Raw genomic sequence first — 16,990 nt, 5'->3', positions numbered from 1 at the left:
CCTCGGCCGTCCTAGGCTTGGCGGCGTGACGTTCGGTTCCCTGTTCCGGCCGATCGACCTCGTCGTGGGGTCGGTCAACGCGGTGGTCGTCATCGCCTGGTCGCTGGTGCAGTGGGAGCTCAAGAGCATCGACGTGCAGGGGCTCAGCGAGAACCTCGGCTGGATCGCGATGTCGGTGTCGGTCGTGGTGCTGTTCTTCCGCTCGGCGTACCCGCTCGCGGTCACGGTGGCCACGTGGGCGGCCACGATCGTGTACTACCCGTCGTCGTCGACGGACGGGCCGATGCTGTCGGCGTTCGTGATCGCGCTGTACACGCTCGCGTCGCTGGGGCGGCTGGTCGCGGCGTCGGTGATCGCGGCGGCCACGTTCGTGATCGTCGTGGTCTCCGAGGTCGTCTCGAACTTCGCGCACATGACCGTGAGCGAGACGCTCATGCTCGGCGGGTGGATCGTCGCGGTCCCGGCGATCGGGGCCGTGGTGGCGCACTACCGGCGCTACCGGGCCGAGACGCTGATCGCGTTGGACGAGGCGCGGCGGCGCAGCGTCGCCGAGGAGCGGATCCGGATCGCGCGGGAGCTGCACGACGCGGTCGGGCACCACCTGTCGCTCATCAACGTGCAGACGGCGGCCGCGCTGCGCAAGCTCCGCAAGGACCCCGGTTACCGGACCGAGGACGTGCTGGCGATCGTCGCGGAGACCACGCAGCTCTCGCTGCGGGAGCTGCGGGCGATGGTCGGGGTGCTGCGGGAGGCCGGTGAGGACTCGCCGACCGGGCCGGGGCCGGGCCTGGACGACCTGCCGTCCCTCGTGGACGCGGCGCGGGCGTCGGGGCTCGACGTGGAGCTGCGCGTCGACGGGAGCGCGGAGCTGCCGGCGGCCGTGGACGCGGCCGCGTACCGGGTGGTGCAGGAGTCGCTGACGAACGTGATGCGGCACGCGCGGGCGTCCCGGGTGCAGGTCAGGGTGGTGACGGGGACGTCGACGCTGGCGGTCGCGGTCGCCGACGACGGCGTTGGGGATGCCAAGGGCCAGAAGGCGGCCGGGAACGGTCTGACGGGGATGCGCGAGCGGGCCGAAGGGCTCGGCGGTACCTTCGACGCGGGGCCGCGCGAGGACGGCGGCTTCATCGTCGAGGCCACGTGGCCGTTGGAGGTAGCGAAGTGATCCGGGTGATGCTCGTCGACGACCAGCGGCTGGTGCGGGCCGGGTTCGCGTCGATCCTCGGCGACGAGGAGGACATCGAGCTGGTCGCCGAGGCGAGCGACGGCTCGGAGGCGCTGGAGCTGGTGCGCAGCAAGCGGCCCGACGTGGTGCTCATGGACATCCGGATGCCGCGCATGGACGGCCTGGAGGCGACCGAGCGGATCGGGCGGGACCCGAAGCTCGACGGCGTCAAGGTCGTCATCCTGACGACGTTCGACGAGGACGACTACGTGTACCGGGCGCTGCGGGCCGGCGCGAGCGGGTTCCTCGTGAAGGACACCGACCCGGACGAGCTGCTGCACGCGATCCGCGTGGTCGCGGCGGGCGAGGCGCTCATCTCGCCGAAGGTGACGCGGCGGCTCATCGCCGAGTTCGCGGGGCGGGTCGCGCGGCCCGAGCCGAGCTCGAAGCTGGGCGCGCTGACCGAGCGGGAGACCGAGGTCCTCAAGCTCGTGGCGACGGGCATGAGCAACGACGAGATCGCCAAGACGCTGTTCCTGTCGCCGGCGACGGCGAAGACGCACGTCAGCCGCATCATGTCGAAGCTGTCGGCGCGGGACCGGGCGCAGCTCGTGGTGACCGCGTACGAGGCCGGGCTGGTCCGTCCGACGTGGACCGAAGGCGAATGATGCCGCGAGACGGCCGCTGAGGAGGCGGGCGGTCGGCTTCGATTCGCCGGCCGCGCACCCGGACGGGAATCGGCCGGGATCGCCCAGCCCGCCCGCGTGCTGCTCGCCATGGGCGCCGACCCCGACGACGTCCGTTCCTTCCTGCGGTTCGCGCTCGGCCGGCCCGCCACGAAAGCCGACGTCGGCGCCCTCATGGCCGCCATCCCCGAAGCCGCCCGCCGCGCCGAGAAGTCGGTGGCGACCGCGTACGAGACCAGGTCCGCCCTCTGTGGATTGATGTCGCATATGCGGCCGGGGCCGCCGCCGACGGGACGGGCGTTGCGTCTCGGCTCGCTCGGCGGAACGCCCGGGTGCGCCGGTGGCGACCGCGTCCGGGGTCTGGTCGGTGCACCCCGCGCGGACCGGCGGGCCGTGATGCTACCGGGGAGGTACGGTCCGGGCCGGTCGTGATCCTGCGGGTGTAGCGCGATTGCCGCTGCGCGGCCGATGCGGGGCGGGGCGGCCCGCCGGGAGAGTCGCGGCATGGAACCAGACCTTGCCTCACGACGTTCGGCGATGGCCCGCCTGTCCGACCGGACCCAGCGGCGCCCGCTGATCGCGCTCCTCCTGTGGGTCCTCGTGTTCGCCGGCTCGATCGGCGCCGCCGCGGCGATCGGCTCCGCGTTCGAGGACGACTACTCGATGCCCGGGACCGAGTCCCAGGAGCTGTCCGACCTCCTCGCCGACCGCGCCCCCGAGGCCGACCAGGTCTCGGTGCAGGTGGTCTTCGCGGCCGACTCGGTCGCGGCCGAGCAGGACCGCGTCGCGGCGCTGCTCGACGAGATCGCCGCCATGCCCGGCGTCGGCGACGTCACCGACCCGTTCACCGAGCCCGGCGCGATCAGCGCGGACGGGACCGTCGGGTACGCGACCGCCGCGTTCGACGGGACCACCGAGCAGGCCGCGGCGCTGCTGCCGGTCGCCGAGGACGCCTCCGGGGACGGCCTCGAGGTCGCGCTCGGCGGCGACCCGGTCCGCGAGGCCGAGGAGGGCGGCGGCGGGGCCGCCGAGGGCATCGGCATCCTCGCGGCGCTGGTGATCCTCGTGCTCATGTTCGGGTCGTTCCTGGCCGCGAGCCTGCCGCTGATCACCGCGGTGTTCGCGGTCGGGACCACGTTCTGCCTGGCGCAGATCGTGTCCCATGCGACGACCCTGCCGACGTACCTGACGCCGATCCTGTTCCTGGTGGGCCTGGGCGTGGGCGTCGACTACGCGCTGCTGATCTTCGCGCGGTTCCGCTCCGAGCTGCTCGGCGGCGCGAGCCGCCGGGACGCGGCGGCGACCGCGCTCGACACCGCGGGCCGGTCGGTCCTGTTCGCCGGGTCCGTCGTCATCGTGGCGCTCATCGGGTTGTACGCGCTGGGTCTCGGTGCACTGCAGTCGGTCTCCGTCGCGGTGGCGCTCGTGGTGCTGGTGACGATGCTCGCGTCGGTGACGCTGCTGCCGGCGCTGCTGGCGCTGTTCGGCAAGCGGATCGAGAAGCGCGTCAGGAAGCACGCGGCGAAGGCCAAGGGCGTGCCGGGGCGGCGCTGGAACGCGTGGTCCCGCCTGGTCGAGAAGCAGGCGTGGCTCGCGATCGTCCTCGTCACCGTGGGCCTGGTCGCCCTGTCGGCACCGCTGACGGGCGTCCGGCTCGGGTTCGCCGACGCGGGCACCGAGGCCGAGGAGCTCCAGAGCCGCCAGGCGTACGACCTGCTCTCCGAGGGCTTCGGGAAGGGCTTCAACGGGCCGCTCCTGGTCGTCACCGACGGGACCGCGACCGAGGCGGACGCCGCCTACCGGGCGATCGACGAACTGGACACCGTGGAGTTCGTGACGCCGGCGTTCCCGATCGGCGACGACCTGTGGATGTCGACCGTGATCGGCACCGGCGGGCCCAGCGACGAGGCGACCGTGGACCTGGTGCACCAGCTGCGCGGCGACGTCCTCGACGAGGCCGCGGGCGACCAACTCGTCGGCGGCGCGACCGCCGCGGCGATCGACTTCAGCGACATCATCGAGCAGCGGGCCCCGCTGTTCCTGATCCTCGTCGTCGGCCTGTCCATGCTCCTGCTCATGGTCGTGTTCCGCTCGATCCTCATCCCCGTGAAGGCCGCGATCCTCAACCTGCTGACCATCGGCGCGAGCCTGGGCCTGGTCACCTGGATGTTCCAGGACGGCGCCCTCGGCGCCGAGCCGGGGCCGATCGAGGCGTTCGTGCCCGTCATGTCGTTCGCGATCATCTTCGGGCTCTCGATGGACTACGAGGTGTTCCTCATGTCCCGCATGCGCGAGGAGTGGGTGCGCACCGGCGACGCCACCGAGGCCGTCCGCAAGGGCCTCGCATCCACCGGCGGGGTCGTCACCGCCGCGGCCGCGATCATGATCGCCGTGTTCGGCGCGTTCATCTTCAGCGAGTCGCGGATGCTCCAGCAGTTCGGCGTCGGCATGGCCGCGGCGATCTTCATCGACGCCTTCGTCATCCGGGTCCTCCTGGTCCCCGCGATCATGAAGGTCATGGGCCGCGGCGCCTGGTGGATGCCGGCGTGGCTCGACCGGGTCCTCCCCCACGTCACGGTCGAACCCGAACCCGAACCGGCCCGCGAACCCGCCCGGGTCTGAAAGGAGACCGAGGGCCCCGGCGCGCGGCGCCGGGGCCCTGCCGCGTTCGCTCAGCCCATCAGGCCGAGATAGCGGACGACGGCGTACTCGACCTGCTCCATGTCCTCCGGGTTGAGGAAGTCCACCAGGTCACCGGTCACGGAACGGGTGTCGATGGTCCGCATCCGGTCGACGAGCATCCGGGTCCGGCGTTGCGGCTCGATCCGGCGGCCCGGTTTCCGTGGAAACGGCATCGCCCGGGGCGGTCGGGACTAGCGTGGCTGGTAGGGCGTCGCCGCAGGTGGAACGGGGTGGTCGGAATGCTCGAGCTGCTCGCCAGGAACTGGGCCTGGGTGCTGGCGCGCGGGATCGTCACGATCCTGTTCGGGGCGCTGGCGATCCTGTGGCCCGGGATCACGCTCATCGCGATGGTGATCCTGTTCGGCGCGTACGCGGTCGTCGACGGCGCCACCGCGATCGCCATGGGCATGCGGCGGCACACCGGCCGCGCCGTCCTCATCGGCGTCGGCGTGCTCGGCGTCGTCGCAGGCATCATAGCGCTCGTCTGGCCGGGGATCTCGGCGCTCGCGCTGCTGTACGTGATCGCGTTCTGGGCCATCGTGACCGGCATCGGCTCGATCGTGAGCGGGGTCGGCCTCGCCGGCGACCCCGGCGGCCGCTGGCTGTTCATCCTCTCCGGACTCGCCGGGGTGATCCTGGGGATCCTGCTGCTCGCCGACCCCGAGGAGGGCGCGATCGCGCTGGTGGTGACCATCGGGTTCTTCGCGGTGGTCTGGGGCCTGCTCACGGTCGTCACGAGCGTGCGGCTGCGCCGGCTCTCGCAGGAGATCTGACCGGGCCGCCACGTCCTGTTCACCGCGAGTGCAGACCGGGACAACGCAGGCTTTGCGGTACTTGCGTAGATTGTTCGCGTGCCGTCCTCGCATGTGTACCGCCCCGAGATCCAGGGACTGCGCGCCTTCGCGGTCCTGCTGGTCGCCGTCTACCACATCTGGTTCGGCCGGGTGTCCGGCGGCGTCGACGTCTTCCTGTTCCTGACCGGCTTCCTCATCACCGGTTCGCTGCTTCGCGGCGTCGAACGCGACGGGCGCGTCCAGCCCGTCGCGTTCCTGGCCCGGCTCGCCCGCCGGCTCTTCCCGGCCGCCGCGGTGGTCCTGCTCGCCGTGCTCCTCATGGGCTGGCTGCTGCTGCCCGGGACGCGCCAGTACGACGTGGCCTGCGAGACCGTCGCCTCGGCCCTGTACTTCGAGAACTGGACGCTCGCGAGCAACACTGTGGACTACCTTGCCCGCGACAAGCCCCTGAGCCCGCTGCAGCACTTCTGGTCCCTGTCGATCCAGGGCCAGTTCTACCTGGCCTGGCTGGTGCTCGTCGCGCTCGCGGCGGCCGCCGCCAAGGCGCTCAAGGCGAGTCCGCGCGCCGCGGTGCTCGCCGGCTGCGCCGCCGTCTTCGCCGGTTCGCTCGCGTACTCGGTGGCCGCGACCGCCGAGCGGCAGCAGTGGGCGTACTTCGACACCGGGGCGCGGCTGTGGGAGTTCGCCCTCGGCGGGATGCTCGCCATCGCGCTGCCGTTCCTCAAGCTCCCCGAACGCGTCCGGGTCGTGCTCGGCTGGACCGGACTCGCCGCGCTGCTCTCGTGCGGCGCGCTCCTGGAGGTCTCGACCATGTTCCCCGGATGGATCGCCTTGTGGCCCACCGGGGCGGCGCTGCTCGTGATCGTCTCGGGCACCACCGGGAGCCGCTGGGGCGCCGACCGGCTGCTCACCTGGCGGCCGCTCGCCGCCGTCGGCGACCACTCGTACTCGCTGTACCTGTGGCACTGGCCGATCCTCGTCGCCTACCTGTACATCGCGGGCCGCTCGACCGCCACGGTCCTCGGCGGCGTCCTCGTGCTCGGCCTCTCGCTCGCGGCCGCGTACCTGACGAAGCGGTTCGTCGAGGACCGGACCGCCCCGCGGCGCACCAGCACCCGCCGCTGGTCGGTCGCGGTTGCGGCGGCGTTCCTCGTCCCGGTGGTCGTCACCGCCGGCGCGGCCCAGGCGCAGCTCGCCGAGCGGCAGGAGCGGCTGGAGGCCGAGATCGCCGAAGCCCTCGAGGACGGCGACGCCTACCCCGGTGCGGCCGTCCTCGACGACCCCGCCCTCGCCGAGTCGCTCCCCGAGGACATGCCGCTCCTGCCGCCGCTGGAGACCGTCGCGCAGGACCTCCCGCGCGTCTACAAGGGCGAGGACGACTGCGACGGCGCCCGGCGCCTGTGCGTCTTCGGCGACGCCGAGGGGCAGCGCACGGTCGCGCTCGTCGGGGCCTCGCGCATCGCGCACTACTTCCCGGCGTTCGAGCAGGCCGCGCTCGGCAACGGCTGGCGGCTCCTGGTGCTGTCCAAGAGCAGCTGCCAGTTCACGTCCGAGCCGGGGATCGAAGAGGTGCGCGGGGAGTTCGACGCCGACTGCGCCGAGTACAACGAGTGGGCGCTCGGGCAGCTCGAGGAGCAGCGGCCGGACCTGGTCGTGACGCTCTCGGGCCGGGCCCACACCGACGACGAGCGGGCCTACCCCGGCTTCGTCGACCGGTGGCGCGAACTCGACGCCTGGGGGATCCCGGTGCTCGCCCTGCGGGACCTGCCGCGGTTCCCCGACCCGGTGCCCGAATGCGTGGCGCGCATCGGCGCCGGCGCCTGCGTGTTCGAGGCCGAACCGAGCCACGACCCGACCGACCCGAGCGCGGCCCTCGAGGACGTCCCGGACAACGTCGCGTTCGCGGACCTCACGCCGTACGTGTGCCCCGACGGCGAGTGCCCGGCGGCGATCGGGAACATCCTGGTCTACCGCGACACCTCGCACCTGACGGACACGTACGCGGCCACGCTGGCGCCGTTCGTGGAGCGCACGGTCCTCGACGCCACCGGCTGGCAGCGGCCGGGGACTTGACAATAGACCGTTACATTTGGATATTTAGATCCAACGTCGGCGCAGGCGTGCGGACCGCCGCGGTTGGGAGCGCCCCACTTCCCTTGGGAGTTCCCATGAAACGACCGCCACGCCTCCTTCGAGCGCTCGCCGTCCTGACCGGACTGCTGACGGCGGGCGCGCTCGCCGCGCCGGCCGCGGCCGAGCACCCCGAGCAGGCCCCCACCCCGTTCTACAACAGCGTCCGGGGCGAGGACGGATGCACGCTCTTCGAGACCTCCGGCGAGGCCTCCTGGCCCGCCGTGCACCCGCCCGAGGAGCACCGCGTGGCCGTCAGCGGCGTCGCGGTGATCCGCGACGGCTCGGACGGCAACCCGTGCCTGCCGGTGATCCCCGCCGACCGGCAGATCGAGTTCACCGGCCACGTCAACGACTGGGCGGCGGTGGAGCACATCGTGCCGATGCCGCTCGGCTCGGCGGACCAGACGTACGCCTTCGACCTGGTCGCCCCCGGCGGCGCCCCGATCGAGTACGTGACGATGAAGATCTGCCAGGAGCGCCGCGCCGACGGCTCGGAGTGGCTCGGCCGCTGCGGGCCCAACATCGTCATCGAGCAGGGGGCCGCTTCAGAGCACTGCACGTTCACCGCCGACGTGACGGGCCAGTGGGGCACCGGGTACGCGATGCAGGTGACCATCACGGCGATCGAGGCGATCCGCGACTGGCACGCCATCGTCGCCCTCCCCGGCGGCCAGACGCTCGCCCACATCTGGAACGCCACCGCGACCCGGAACGGCTCGGAGCTCGCGATCGGTCCGGCCCCGTGGAACCGGGAGATCCCCGCCGGCGGCAGCGCCGCGTTCGGATTCCTGGTCTCAGGCCCGTATCAGGCGCCGCCGCACCTCGAGGTGTGGGCCGACGGGCACCGGTGCACCGAGATGTGAGGCGTGCGGGGCGCCGCGGCGCCCCGCACGCTCAAGACCCGTGCGACCCGGACCAGGCGCGCCACGCCGCGATCTGGTCGCGGACCTCGGCGAGCTGGTCGGCCACGGCCTTCGGACCGGTCGAGCCCGGGGTCGTGCGGCCCGCGAGCGCGCCGTCGACGTCCAGGACGGCCTTCACCGACGGGTCGAGGTGCTCGGAGATCGACGCCAGGTCGGCGTCGGCGATCTCGTGCAGCTCGATGCCGCGCGACTCGCAGTGGGCCACGCAGGCGCCCGCGATCTCGTGCGCCGAGCGGAACGGGATCCCCTTGCGAACCAGCCAGTCCGCGATCTCCGTGGCGAGGCTGAAGCCCTTCGGGGCCGACTCGCGCGGCACTTCGGCGTTGAACCGCATGGTCGCGACCATGCCGGTCACCGCGGGCAGCAGCAGCGCCAGGTTGTCCAGGGAGTCGAAGACCGGCTCCTTGTCCTCCTGGAGGTCCTTGTTGTACGTGAACGGCAGGCCCTTGAGCGTCACCAGCAGCGCCGTCAGGTTGCCGACCAGGCGGCCCGACTTGCCGCGGGCCAGCTCGGCCACGTCCGGGTTCTTCTTCTGCGGCATGATCGACGAGCCGGTCGAGAACGCGTCGTCCAGCGTGACCCAGCCGAACTCCTGGCTCGACCAGAGGATGACCTCCTCCCCCAGGCGGGAGAGGTGGATCCCGATCATCGAGCACACGAACAGCAGCTCGGCCGCGAAGTCGCGGTCGGAGACGCCGTCCATCGAGTTCGCCGCGGCCGCGTCGAAACCGAGCTCCTCGGCCACCGCGACCGGGTCGAGCGGCAGCGACGAGCCCGAGAGCGCCCCGGACCCGAGCGGCGACACCGCGGCCCGCCTGTCCCAGTCCCGCAGGCGGTCCAGGTCCCGCAGGAGGCCCTGGGCGTGCGCGAGGAGCTGGTGCCCCAAGGTGACCGGCTGGGCGTGCTGGAGGTGCGTCATGCCCGGTGCGGGCGCGTCCACGAGCGCCTCGGTCTGGACGGCCAGCGCGTCGACGAGCGCGGTCACGTCGGCGGCGAGGCCCCGGGCGTGGTCGCGGCAGTACAGGCGCAGGTCGGTGGCGATCTGGTCGTTGCGGCTGCGGCCGGCGCGGAGCTTGCCGCCGAGGTCGCCGAGGCGCTCCACGAGGCCGCGTTCGAGCGCGGTGTGGACGTCCTCGTCGGCGACGGTCCCGGTGAAGGCGCCGGAGGCGACGTCGTCGCCGAGCGCGTCGAGTGCGGCCAGCATCTGCGCGAGCTCGCCGTCCGTCAGGAGCCCGGCGCGGCACAGCACGCGCGCATGGGCTTTGGACGCCTTGAGGTCGTACGGTGCGAGCCGCCAGTCGAAGCCGATGGAGGCGTTCAGGGCCTCGAGGGCCGCGGCGGGGCCGCCGGTGAAGCGGCCTCCCCAGAGCTTCGCCATTACTCGGCCTCGGCCTTGATCCGCTCATTCCGGGCGGCGGCGAGCTTGGCCGGGAGGCTCCACAGCTCGACGAAGCCGCGCGCGTTGGACTGGTCGAAGGTGTCGCCTTCGTCGTAGGTGGCGAGGTCGAAGTCGTAGAGGCTGGCCTCGGAGCGCCGGCCGGTGACGGTGGCCTTGCCGGCGTGCAGGGTCAGCCGGACCTCGCCGGTGACGTGGGTCTGGACGTCGGCGATGAACGCCTCCAGGCTCTGCTTGAGCGGGGAGAACCAGAGGCCGTCGTAGACGAGCTCGCCCCAGCGCTGGTCGACCGTGCGCTTGAACCGGGCCTGCTCGCGCTCGATGGTGACGTTCTCGAGCTCCATGTGGGCGGCGATCAGGGTGATGCCGGCCGGGGACTCGTAGACCTCGCGGGACTTGATGCCGACGAGCCGGTCCTCGACCATGTCGATCCGGCCGATGCCCTGGGCGCCGGCGCGCTCGTTGAGCTCCTTGACGAGTGCGAACGCGGACTTCTCGACGCCGTCGAGGGCGACGGGCCGGCCGGACACGAAGGTGATGACGACCTCGTCGGGCTCGCGCTCCTCGGCCGGGTTCCGGGTGTAGTCGTAGATGTCCTCGATGGGGCCGTTCCAGATGTCCTCGAGGAAGCCGGTCTCGACGGCGCGGCCCCACAGGTTCTGGTCGATCGAGTACGGGGACTTCTTGGTCACGTCGATCGGGAGGCTCTTCTCCTCGGCGAACGCGATGGCCTTGTCGCGGGTCCAGGCGAAGTCGCGGGCGGGGGCGACCACCTTGAGGTGCGGGGCGAGGGCGGCGAGGCCGGCCTCGAACCGGACCTGGTCGTTGCCCTTGCCGGTGCAGCCGTGGGAGACGATCGTGGCGCCGTGCTTCTCGGCGGCGGCCACGAGGTGCTTCACGATGAGCGGCCGCGAGAGCGCGGAGACGAGCGGGTAGCGGTCCATGTAGAGGGCGTTCGCGGCCACGGCCGGGAAGCAGTACTCGGCGGCGAACTCCTCGCGCGCGTCGACGACCTCGGCGGCGACGGCGCCGCAGCCGAGGGCGCGCTGCCGGATGACCTCCATGTCCTCGCCGCCCTGGCCGACGTCGATGGCCACGGCGATCACCTCGGCGTCGAGCTGCTCGGCGAGGTACGGGATCGCGACGGACGTGTCGAGGCCGCCGGAGTAGGCGAGGACTACCTTCTCGGTCATTGCTGGTTCTCCTTGATTGCTGCATTCGTGGCGTCGTACGGGTCGGGCGCTTTGCCGGCCCAAGTCAGGAACTGCTCGGCGACCTGCGCGCCGAGCACGCCGTCGCGGGCGATGACGGCGATCGTGTCGTCGCCGGCGATGGTGCCGATGACGTCGGCGAGGCCGGAGCGGTCGATCGCGCTGGCGAGGTACTGGGCCGCGCCGGGCGGGACGCGGAGGACGGCCATGTTCGCCGAGTGGTCGGCGCCGACGAGGAGCTCGCGCAGGAGCCGCTGGAGCCGGTCGGGTGCGGCCTCGGCGTCCCGAAGGGGGCGTTCGCCTTCCGCGAAGATCGAGTAGACGGCGGAGCCGCCGTCGGTGCCGCGGACCTTGACGGCGCCGAGTTCTTCGAGGTCGCGGGAGAGCGTGGCCTGGGTGGCCTCGATCCCGTCGGCGGCGAGGAGCGCGGCGAGTTCGGTCTGGGAGCGGATGGAGCGGGTCGAGATCATCTCGACGATGCGGGCCTGGCGCGCCGCTTTGGTGGTCGGCTGGTTCATGACGCGGTCTCCCGCAGGATCCAGGCGAGGAGGGCCTTCTGGGCGTGGAGCCGGTTCTCGGCCTGGTCGAACACGCGCGAGTGCGGGCCGTCGATCACGTCGTCGGTGATCTCCTCGCCGCGGTGGGCGGGGAGGCAGTGGAGGACGATCGCGTCGTCGGCGGCGTGCGCGAGGAGGTCGGCGTTGAGCTGGTACGGGTGGAGGTCGCCGAAGCGCTTCGCGCTGTCGGCCATGCCCATCGAGACCCAGGCGTCGGTGGAGACGACGTCGGCGCCGGCGACGGCTTCGACCGGGTCGGCGGTGACGGTGACCGAGCCGCCGGTGGCGGCGTTGATCTGGGCGGCGCGCTCGAGAACGTCGTCGGCGGGCTGGTAGCCCGTGGGGGCGCCGATGCGGACGTGCATGCCCGCGAGGGAGCTGGCGATGACGGTGGAGTTGCCCATGTTGAAGGCGGCGTCGCCGACGTAGGCGATGCTGGTGCCCTTGAGCGGCTTGTGCTCGGCGATGGTCTGGAGGTCGGCGAGGAGCTGGCAGGGGTGCCAGCCGTCGGTGAGCGCGTTGACGACCGGGACGGTGGCGTGCTCGGCGAGCTCGGCGAGCCGGTCGTCGCCGAAGGTGCGGATCACGATGGCGCTGACGTACCGGGAGAGGACCCGGGCGGTGTCGGCGACGGTCTCGCCGCGGCCGAGCTGGGTGGACTGGGCGTCGATGACGACGGAGTGGCCGCCGAGCTCGGCGATGCCGACGTCGAAGGAGATCCGGGTCCGGGTGGAGGGCTTCTCGAAGACGACCGCGACGGACTTGGGTCCGGCGAGCGCCCGGTGGCCGTACCGGTCGTGCTTGAGCTTGGCGGCGAGGTCGAGGACCTCGGCCTGCTCGGCGGGGGTGAGGTCGTCGTCTTTCAAGAAGTGCTTCTGGTTCGGCGGAGCCGAGTGCTTCGGAAGGGTCACGGTCGTCCTCCAGGAGCCGGGGTGACGGCGTCGAGGGCTTCGACGAGCTTGGCGCAGAAGGCGTCGAGCTCGGTCTGGGAGATGGTGAGCGGGGGCGCGATCCGGATCGTGTCGGGCCGCGGGGCGTTGGCGAGGACGCCGAGGCCGAGGAGGTGCTTCACGGCCTCGGCGGCGACGGGCTCGGTGAGGCCGATGCCGCGCCACAGGGCCTGGCCGCGGACCTCGGTGATCCGGGGGTCGGCGAGGAGCACGGCCTCGAGGTGCGCGCCGAGGGCGAGCACGTTGTCGAACAGGTGCTCGCGCTCGATCGTGTCGATCACGGCGAGGGAGGCCGCGCACGCGATCGGGTTGCCGCCGAACGTGGAGCCGTGGGTGCCGGGGGTGAACAGGGCCGCGGTGGCCTCGCCGGCGAGGACGGCGCCGATGGGGACGCCGCCGCCGAGGCCCTTCGCGAGGGTCACGGCGTCGGGGACGACGCCTTCGGCGTGGTGGGCGAACCAGGCGCCGGTGCGGCCGAAGCCGGACTGGATCTCGTCGAGGATCAGGAGCGCACCGGCTGAGGCGGTGAGTTCCCTTGCGGCCGTGAGGTATCCGGGCGGGGAGGGCACGACGCCGGTCTCGCCTTGGGTGGGTTCGAGGAAGACGGCGGCGGTGTCGGCGTCGACGGCGGCCTTGAGGGCGTCGGCGTCGCCGTAGGGCACGAACGCGACCTCGCGGGCGAAGGGCCCGAAGGGCTCGCGGATCGCGGCCTTCCCGGTGATCGAGAGCGCGCCGAGGGTGCGGCCGTGGAAGCCGTGCTCGGTGGCGACGACCTTGGCCTTGCCGGTCGCGTTCCCGTGGAGGATCGCGAGCTTGAGCGCGGCCTCGTTGGCCTCGGTCCCGGAGTTGCACAGGAAGACCCGGCCCGGGTTGCCCCACAGTTCGAGGAGCTTCTCGGCGAGCTCGACCTCCTTCTCGTGGAAGAACAGGTTCGAGGTGTGGGCGATCCGCGCGGCCTGGGTGCTCACCGCCTCCACGAGCGCGGGGTGGTTGTGACCGAGGCTGGAGACGGCGATGCCGCCGATCATGTCGAGGTAGGCGTTGCCGTCCACATCGGTCACGATGCTGCCGGTGCCCTCGCGCAGGGCCACGGGCGGCTGCCCGTAGTTGCCCATGAGCGCCTCGGCGTACCGGGCCTTGATCTGCTCCGAATAGGTCACTTCGCCTCCTGGACCATGGTGCCGACGCCGTCGGTCGTGAAGATCTCCAGCAGGGTCGAGTGCGGGACGCGGCCGTCGATCACGTGGGCCTGCGGGACGCCGCCCTTGACGGCGCGCAGGCACGCCTCCATCTTCGGGACCATCCCGGACTGGAGGGACGGGAGGATCTCCGCGAGCCGGTCCGTGGTGATCTGCCGCAGCAGCGAGTCCTTCTCGGGCCAGTTCTCGTACAGCCCTTCGACATCGGTGAGGACGATGAGCTTCTGCGCGCCGAGGGCCTCCGCGAGCGCGGCCGCGGCGGTGTCGGCGTTCAGGTTGTAGAGGATGCCGTCGTGGTCGAGCGCGACGGTCGAGACGACCGGGATGCGCCCGGCGGCGATGAGGTCGTCGACCGCGGCGGTGTTCACCGACGCGACGTCGCCGACCCGGCCCACGTCGACCCGCTCGCCCTCGACCTCGGCCCAGCGGCGCTTGGCGGTGAAGAGCTGCGCGTCCTCGCCGGACATGCCGACCGCGAACGGGCCGTGGTTGTTGATCAGGCCCACGAGTTCGCGGCCGACCTGGCCGACCAGGACCATCCGGACCACGTCGGCGGCCTCGGGGGTGGTGACGCGCAGGCCGCCCTTGAACTCGGAGGCGATGTCGAGCTTCTTGAGCATCGCGGAGATCTGCGGGCCGCCGCCGTGCACGACGACCGGCTTGATGCCGACGTAGTGCAGGAACACCATGTCCGCGGCGAACGCGGCCTGGAGCTCGGGGTTGATCATGGCGTTGCCGCCGTACTTGACCACCACGATAGAGCCGGTGAAGCGCTGGAGCCACGGGAGTGCCTCGATGAGCGTCTCGGCCTTGCCGAGGGCCGCCTGGAGGTGCGGTGCGAGTTCGCTGATGTCAGTGCTGCTCATGTGCTGTACGCCGAGTTCTCGTGGACGTAGTCGTGGGACAGGTCGTTGGTCCAGATCGTGGCCGAGGCGGCACCGTGGTGGAGCTCGATGTCGATCGCGACGTCGCGGCCCTTGAGGTCCACGAGGTCGCGCGGCTCGCCGGCGGCGCCGGCCTTGCAGATCCACACGCCGTTGACGGCGACGTCGACCGCGTCGGCGTCGAACGGCGCCTTCGCGGTGCCGACGGCGGCGAGGATGCGGCCCCAGTTCGGGTCGGAGCCGAACAGCGCGGTCTTGACGAGGCTGTCGCGGGCGACGATCCGGGCGACCTCGACCGCGTCGTCCTCGCTCGCCGCGCCCGAGACGGTGATCGCGACGTCCTTCGTGGAGCCTTCGGCGTCCGACAGGAGCTGGTGCGCGAGGTCCTTGCACAGGTCGGTGAGCGCGGCGATGAACTCGTCGGCCGCGGCCTCGACGCCGGAGGCGCCCGAGGCGAGCAGGAGCACGGTGTCGTTGGTCGACATCGAGCCGTCGGAGTCGAGCCGGTCGAGCGAGTACCGGCAGGCGGTGCCGAGCGCGGCGTCCGCGAGCGGCTGCCCGACGACCGCGTCGGTGGTGAGGACGACCAGCATCGTCGCCAGGCCGGGCGCGAGCATCCCCGCGCCCTTCGCGATGCCGCCGACGGTCCAGCCCGCGGGGCTGGTGATCGCGGCGTTCTTGGCGACGGTGTCGGTGGTCATGATCGCGGTGGCGGCCTGCTCGCCGCCGTCCGCGGCGAGGGCCTTCGCGGCGGCCTCGACGCCCGGCAGGAGCTTGTCCATCGGGAGCCGCTCGCCGATGAGCCCGGTCGAGCAGACCGCGACCTCGACCGCGCCGCAGCCGAGAACCTCGGCGGTCTTCTCTGCGGTGGCGTGCGTGTCCTGGAAGCCCTCCGGGCCGGTGCAGGCGTTCGCGCCGCCGGAGTTGAGGATGACGGCCTTCAGCGCGCCCGTGGTCAGGACCTGCTGGGACCATTTGACCGGGGCGGCCTTGACGCGGTTGCCGGTGAACCGGCCCGCGGCGACCTGGAGCGGGCCGTCGTTGACGACCAGGGCCATGTCGGGTTTGCCGGAGGGCTTGAGGCCGGCGGTCACGCCGGAGGCCCGGAAGCCCTTGGGGGACGTCACGGTCACGGCGCCACCCCGTTCACGGTGAGGCCCGCGGCCTCGGGGAGGCCGAGCATGAGGTTCGCGCACTGCACGACCTGCGCGGCCGCGCCCTTGCCGAGGTTGTCGATCGCGGCGGTGACGATGATCCGGCCCGAGTCCTTGTCGACCGTGCCCTGGAGCTGCACGGCGTTGGTGCCGTAGACGGCGGCCGTGGTCGGCCACTGGCCCCCGCGCAGGACGTGCACGAAGTGCTCGCCGTCGTACGCCTTCGCCAGCGCGGCCCGCACGTCCTCCGCGGCGGTCTCGGCGGCGGCCTTGGCGGTCACCGTCGAGAGGATGCCGCGGGGCATCGGGGCGAGCAGCGGGGTCATCGACAGCGACGCGGCGCCGGTGGCCTGCTTGATCTCGGGGACGTGCTGGTGGGCGCCGACCTTGTAGGCGCTGATCGCGCCCATGACCTCGGAGGCGAGGAGGTGCTTCTTCGGGGCGTTGCCGGCGCCGGAGGTGCCGGAGGCGGCCACGACGACGACGTCCTCGGGCGAGGCGATCCCGGCGTCCAGGAGCGGGCGCAGCGCGAGGATCGTGGCGACGGCGTAGCAGCCGGTCGCGGCGACCCGGTCGGCGGCGGCGATGCGCTCGCGCTGGCCGGGGAGCTCGGGGAGGCCGTAGGTCCAGGCGCCGGCGTGCGGGCCGGAGTAGTAGGACTCCCAGGCCGCGGCGTCTTCGAGCCGGTGGTCGGCGCCGAGGTCGACGATCTTCTGCCCGGCGGGGAGCTGCGCGGCGAGCGCGGCGGACTGGCCGTGCGGGAGGGTCATGACGACCAGGTCGGCGCCGTCGAAGGCGTCCGGGGTGGTCGGGGTGAAGCGTCGGTCGCCGTACGCGGACAGGTGGGGGTGGACCGCGGTGATGTACTCACCGGCGTTGCTGTGCGCGCCCGCGGCGACGACGTCGAGCTGCGGGTGGTCGGCCAGCAGCCGGAGCACCTCGCCTCCCGCGTAACCGCTGGCTCCCGCCACGGCGACCTTGAACGTCACTGGAAACCTCCGTCTTGAATGACTATGCAGAGAACTGTATCAGCATTCAATGAGACCGCGAAGCGGATATTCCGGTGAGTGGGATGTGACCGTCGCCGCGATTCGCGGGACGCGCGCAGAGTGCGGTGGCGCGGCCGGCCGGCCCAGCCTGTTCGCGGGCGACCGACGACCGCCGCGGCTCCTCCCGCAACCGGTCTGTTCCCACGCGACGCGCGACCGCTGACCCGGGAAGTCACGCCCCGCGTCGTGTTCATCGTTCCTGGACGC

The 16,990-nt window shown here is 72.2% G+C and carries 14 protein-coding genes; 6 read left to right on the top strand and 8 right to left on the bottom strand.

The window, feature by feature from the left end; translation table 11 throughout:
- The first annotated feature begins 25 nt into the window (after positions 1-25).
- The 6 genes from GFD30_RS27770 to GFD30_RS03115 all read left to right on the top strand — a co-directional run bounded on the left by GFD30_RS27770 (position 26) and on the right by GFD30_RS03115 (position 8,323).
- Positions 26-1,165 (top strand): sensor histidine kinase, encoded by a 1,140-nt coding sequence (locus GFD30_RS27770; RefSeq protein ID WP_153023727.1) that lies wholly within the window; start codon positions 26-28, stop codon positions 1,163-1,165.
- Positions 1,162-1,833 carry a response regulator transcription factor gene (locus GFD30_RS03140; RefSeq protein ID WP_322632898.1) on the top strand — a complete coding sequence of 224 codons (672 nt, stop codon included), beginning with the start codon at positions 1,162-1,164 and terminating at the stop codon, positions 1,831-1,833. The genes GFD30_RS27770 and GFD30_RS03140 overlap by 4 nt, the downstream gene beginning before the upstream one ends.
- 522 nt (positions 1,834-2,355) lie before the next feature.
- Complete coding sequence (locus GFD30_RS03135; RefSeq protein ID WP_153023726.1) at positions 2,356-4,473, top strand: MMPL family transporter; 2,118 nt, start codon at positions 2,356-2,358, stop codon at positions 4,471-4,473.
- Positions 4,474-4,772: 299 nt separating this feature from the next.
- Positions 4,773-5,306 carry an HdeD family acid-resistance protein gene (locus tag GFD30_RS03125; protein WP_227995799.1) on the top strand — a complete coding sequence of 178 codons (534 nt, stop codon included), beginning with the start codon at positions 4,773-4,775 and terminating at the stop codon, positions 5,304-5,306.
- Between the two features lie 78 nt (positions 5,307-5,384).
- Complete coding sequence (locus tag GFD30_RS27765) at positions 5,385-7,400, top strand: acyltransferase family protein (RefSeq protein ID WP_322632897.1); 2,016 nt, start codon at positions 5,385-5,387, stop codon at positions 7,398-7,400.
- A 95-nt stretch (positions 7,401-7,495) separates the two neighbouring features.
- A complete protein-coding gene (locus tag GFD30_RS03115; RefSeq protein ID WP_153023724.1) occupies positions 7,496-8,323 on the top strand; it encodes a cellulose binding domain-containing protein in 828 nt (275 codons plus the stop codon).
- Positions 8,324-8,354: 31 nt separating this feature from the next.
- Here the strand turns inward: GFD30_RS03115 and argH are convergent, their stop codons facing one another.
- From argH to argC, 8 genes are read right to left on the bottom strand one after another with little or no spacing between them, the layout of a single operon-like run.
- Positions 8,355-9,761, bottom strand: a complete 1,407-nt coding sequence (gene argH, locus GFD30_RS03110; protein WP_153023723.1) for an argininosuccinate lyase — start codon at positions 9,759-9,761, stop codon at positions 8,355-8,357.
- Positions 9,761-10,972, bottom strand: coding sequence for an argininosuccinate synthase (locus GFD30_RS03105; protein ID WP_153023722.1), 1,212 nt, complete (start codon positions 10,970-10,972; stop codon positions 9,761-9,763). Before GFD30_RS03105 ends, argH begins: the two co-directional genes overlap by 1 nt.
- Positions 10,969-11,508 (bottom strand): arginine repressor, encoded by a 540-nt coding sequence (locus tag GFD30_RS03100; protein WP_153023721.1) that lies wholly within the window; start codon positions 11,506-11,508, stop codon positions 10,969-10,971. The genes GFD30_RS03105 and GFD30_RS03100 overlap by 4 nt, the downstream gene beginning before the upstream one ends.
- Positions 11,505-12,458, bottom strand: a complete 954-nt coding sequence (gene argF / locus GFD30_RS03095; protein ID WP_322632896.1) for an ornithine carbamoyltransferase — start codon at positions 12,456-12,458, stop codon at positions 11,505-11,507. The genes GFD30_RS03100 and argF overlap by 4 nt, the downstream gene beginning before the upstream one ends.
- Positions 12,455-13,657, bottom strand: a complete 1,203-nt coding sequence (locus tag GFD30_RS03090; protein ID WP_322632895.1) for an acetylornithine transaminase — start codon at positions 13,655-13,657, stop codon at positions 12,455-12,457. The genes argF and GFD30_RS03090 overlap by 4 nt, the downstream gene beginning before the upstream one ends.
- Positions 13,654-14,562 carry an acetylglutamate kinase gene (argB, locus tag GFD30_RS03085; RefSeq protein ID WP_153023720.1) on the bottom strand — a complete coding sequence of 303 codons (909 nt, stop codon included), beginning with the start codon at positions 14,560-14,562 and terminating at the stop codon, positions 13,654-13,656. Before argB ends, GFD30_RS03090 begins: the two co-directional genes overlap by 4 nt.
- A complete protein-coding gene (gene argJ / locus GFD30_RS03080) occupies positions 14,559-15,713 on the bottom strand; it encodes a bifunctional glutamate N-acetyltransferase/amino-acid acetyltransferase ArgJ (RefSeq protein WP_322632894.1) in 1,155 nt (384 codons plus the stop codon). Before argJ ends, argB begins: the two co-directional genes overlap by 4 nt.
- Positions 15,710-16,723, bottom strand: coding sequence for an N-acetyl-gamma-glutamyl-phosphate reductase (gene argC / locus GFD30_RS03075; RefSeq protein ID WP_322632893.1), 1,014 nt, complete (start codon positions 16,721-16,723; stop codon positions 15,710-15,712). Before argC ends, argJ begins: the two co-directional genes overlap by 4 nt.
- Between the last annotated feature and the right edge of the window lie 267 nt (positions 16,724-16,990).

This window comes from Glycomyces albidus (assembly GCF_009451885.1).
Classification (GTDB): Bacteria; Actinomycetota; Actinomycetes; order Mycobacteriales; family Micromonosporaceae; genus Glycomyces; species Glycomyces albidus.
This window is presented reverse-complemented; position numbering and strand designations above follow the sequence as displayed.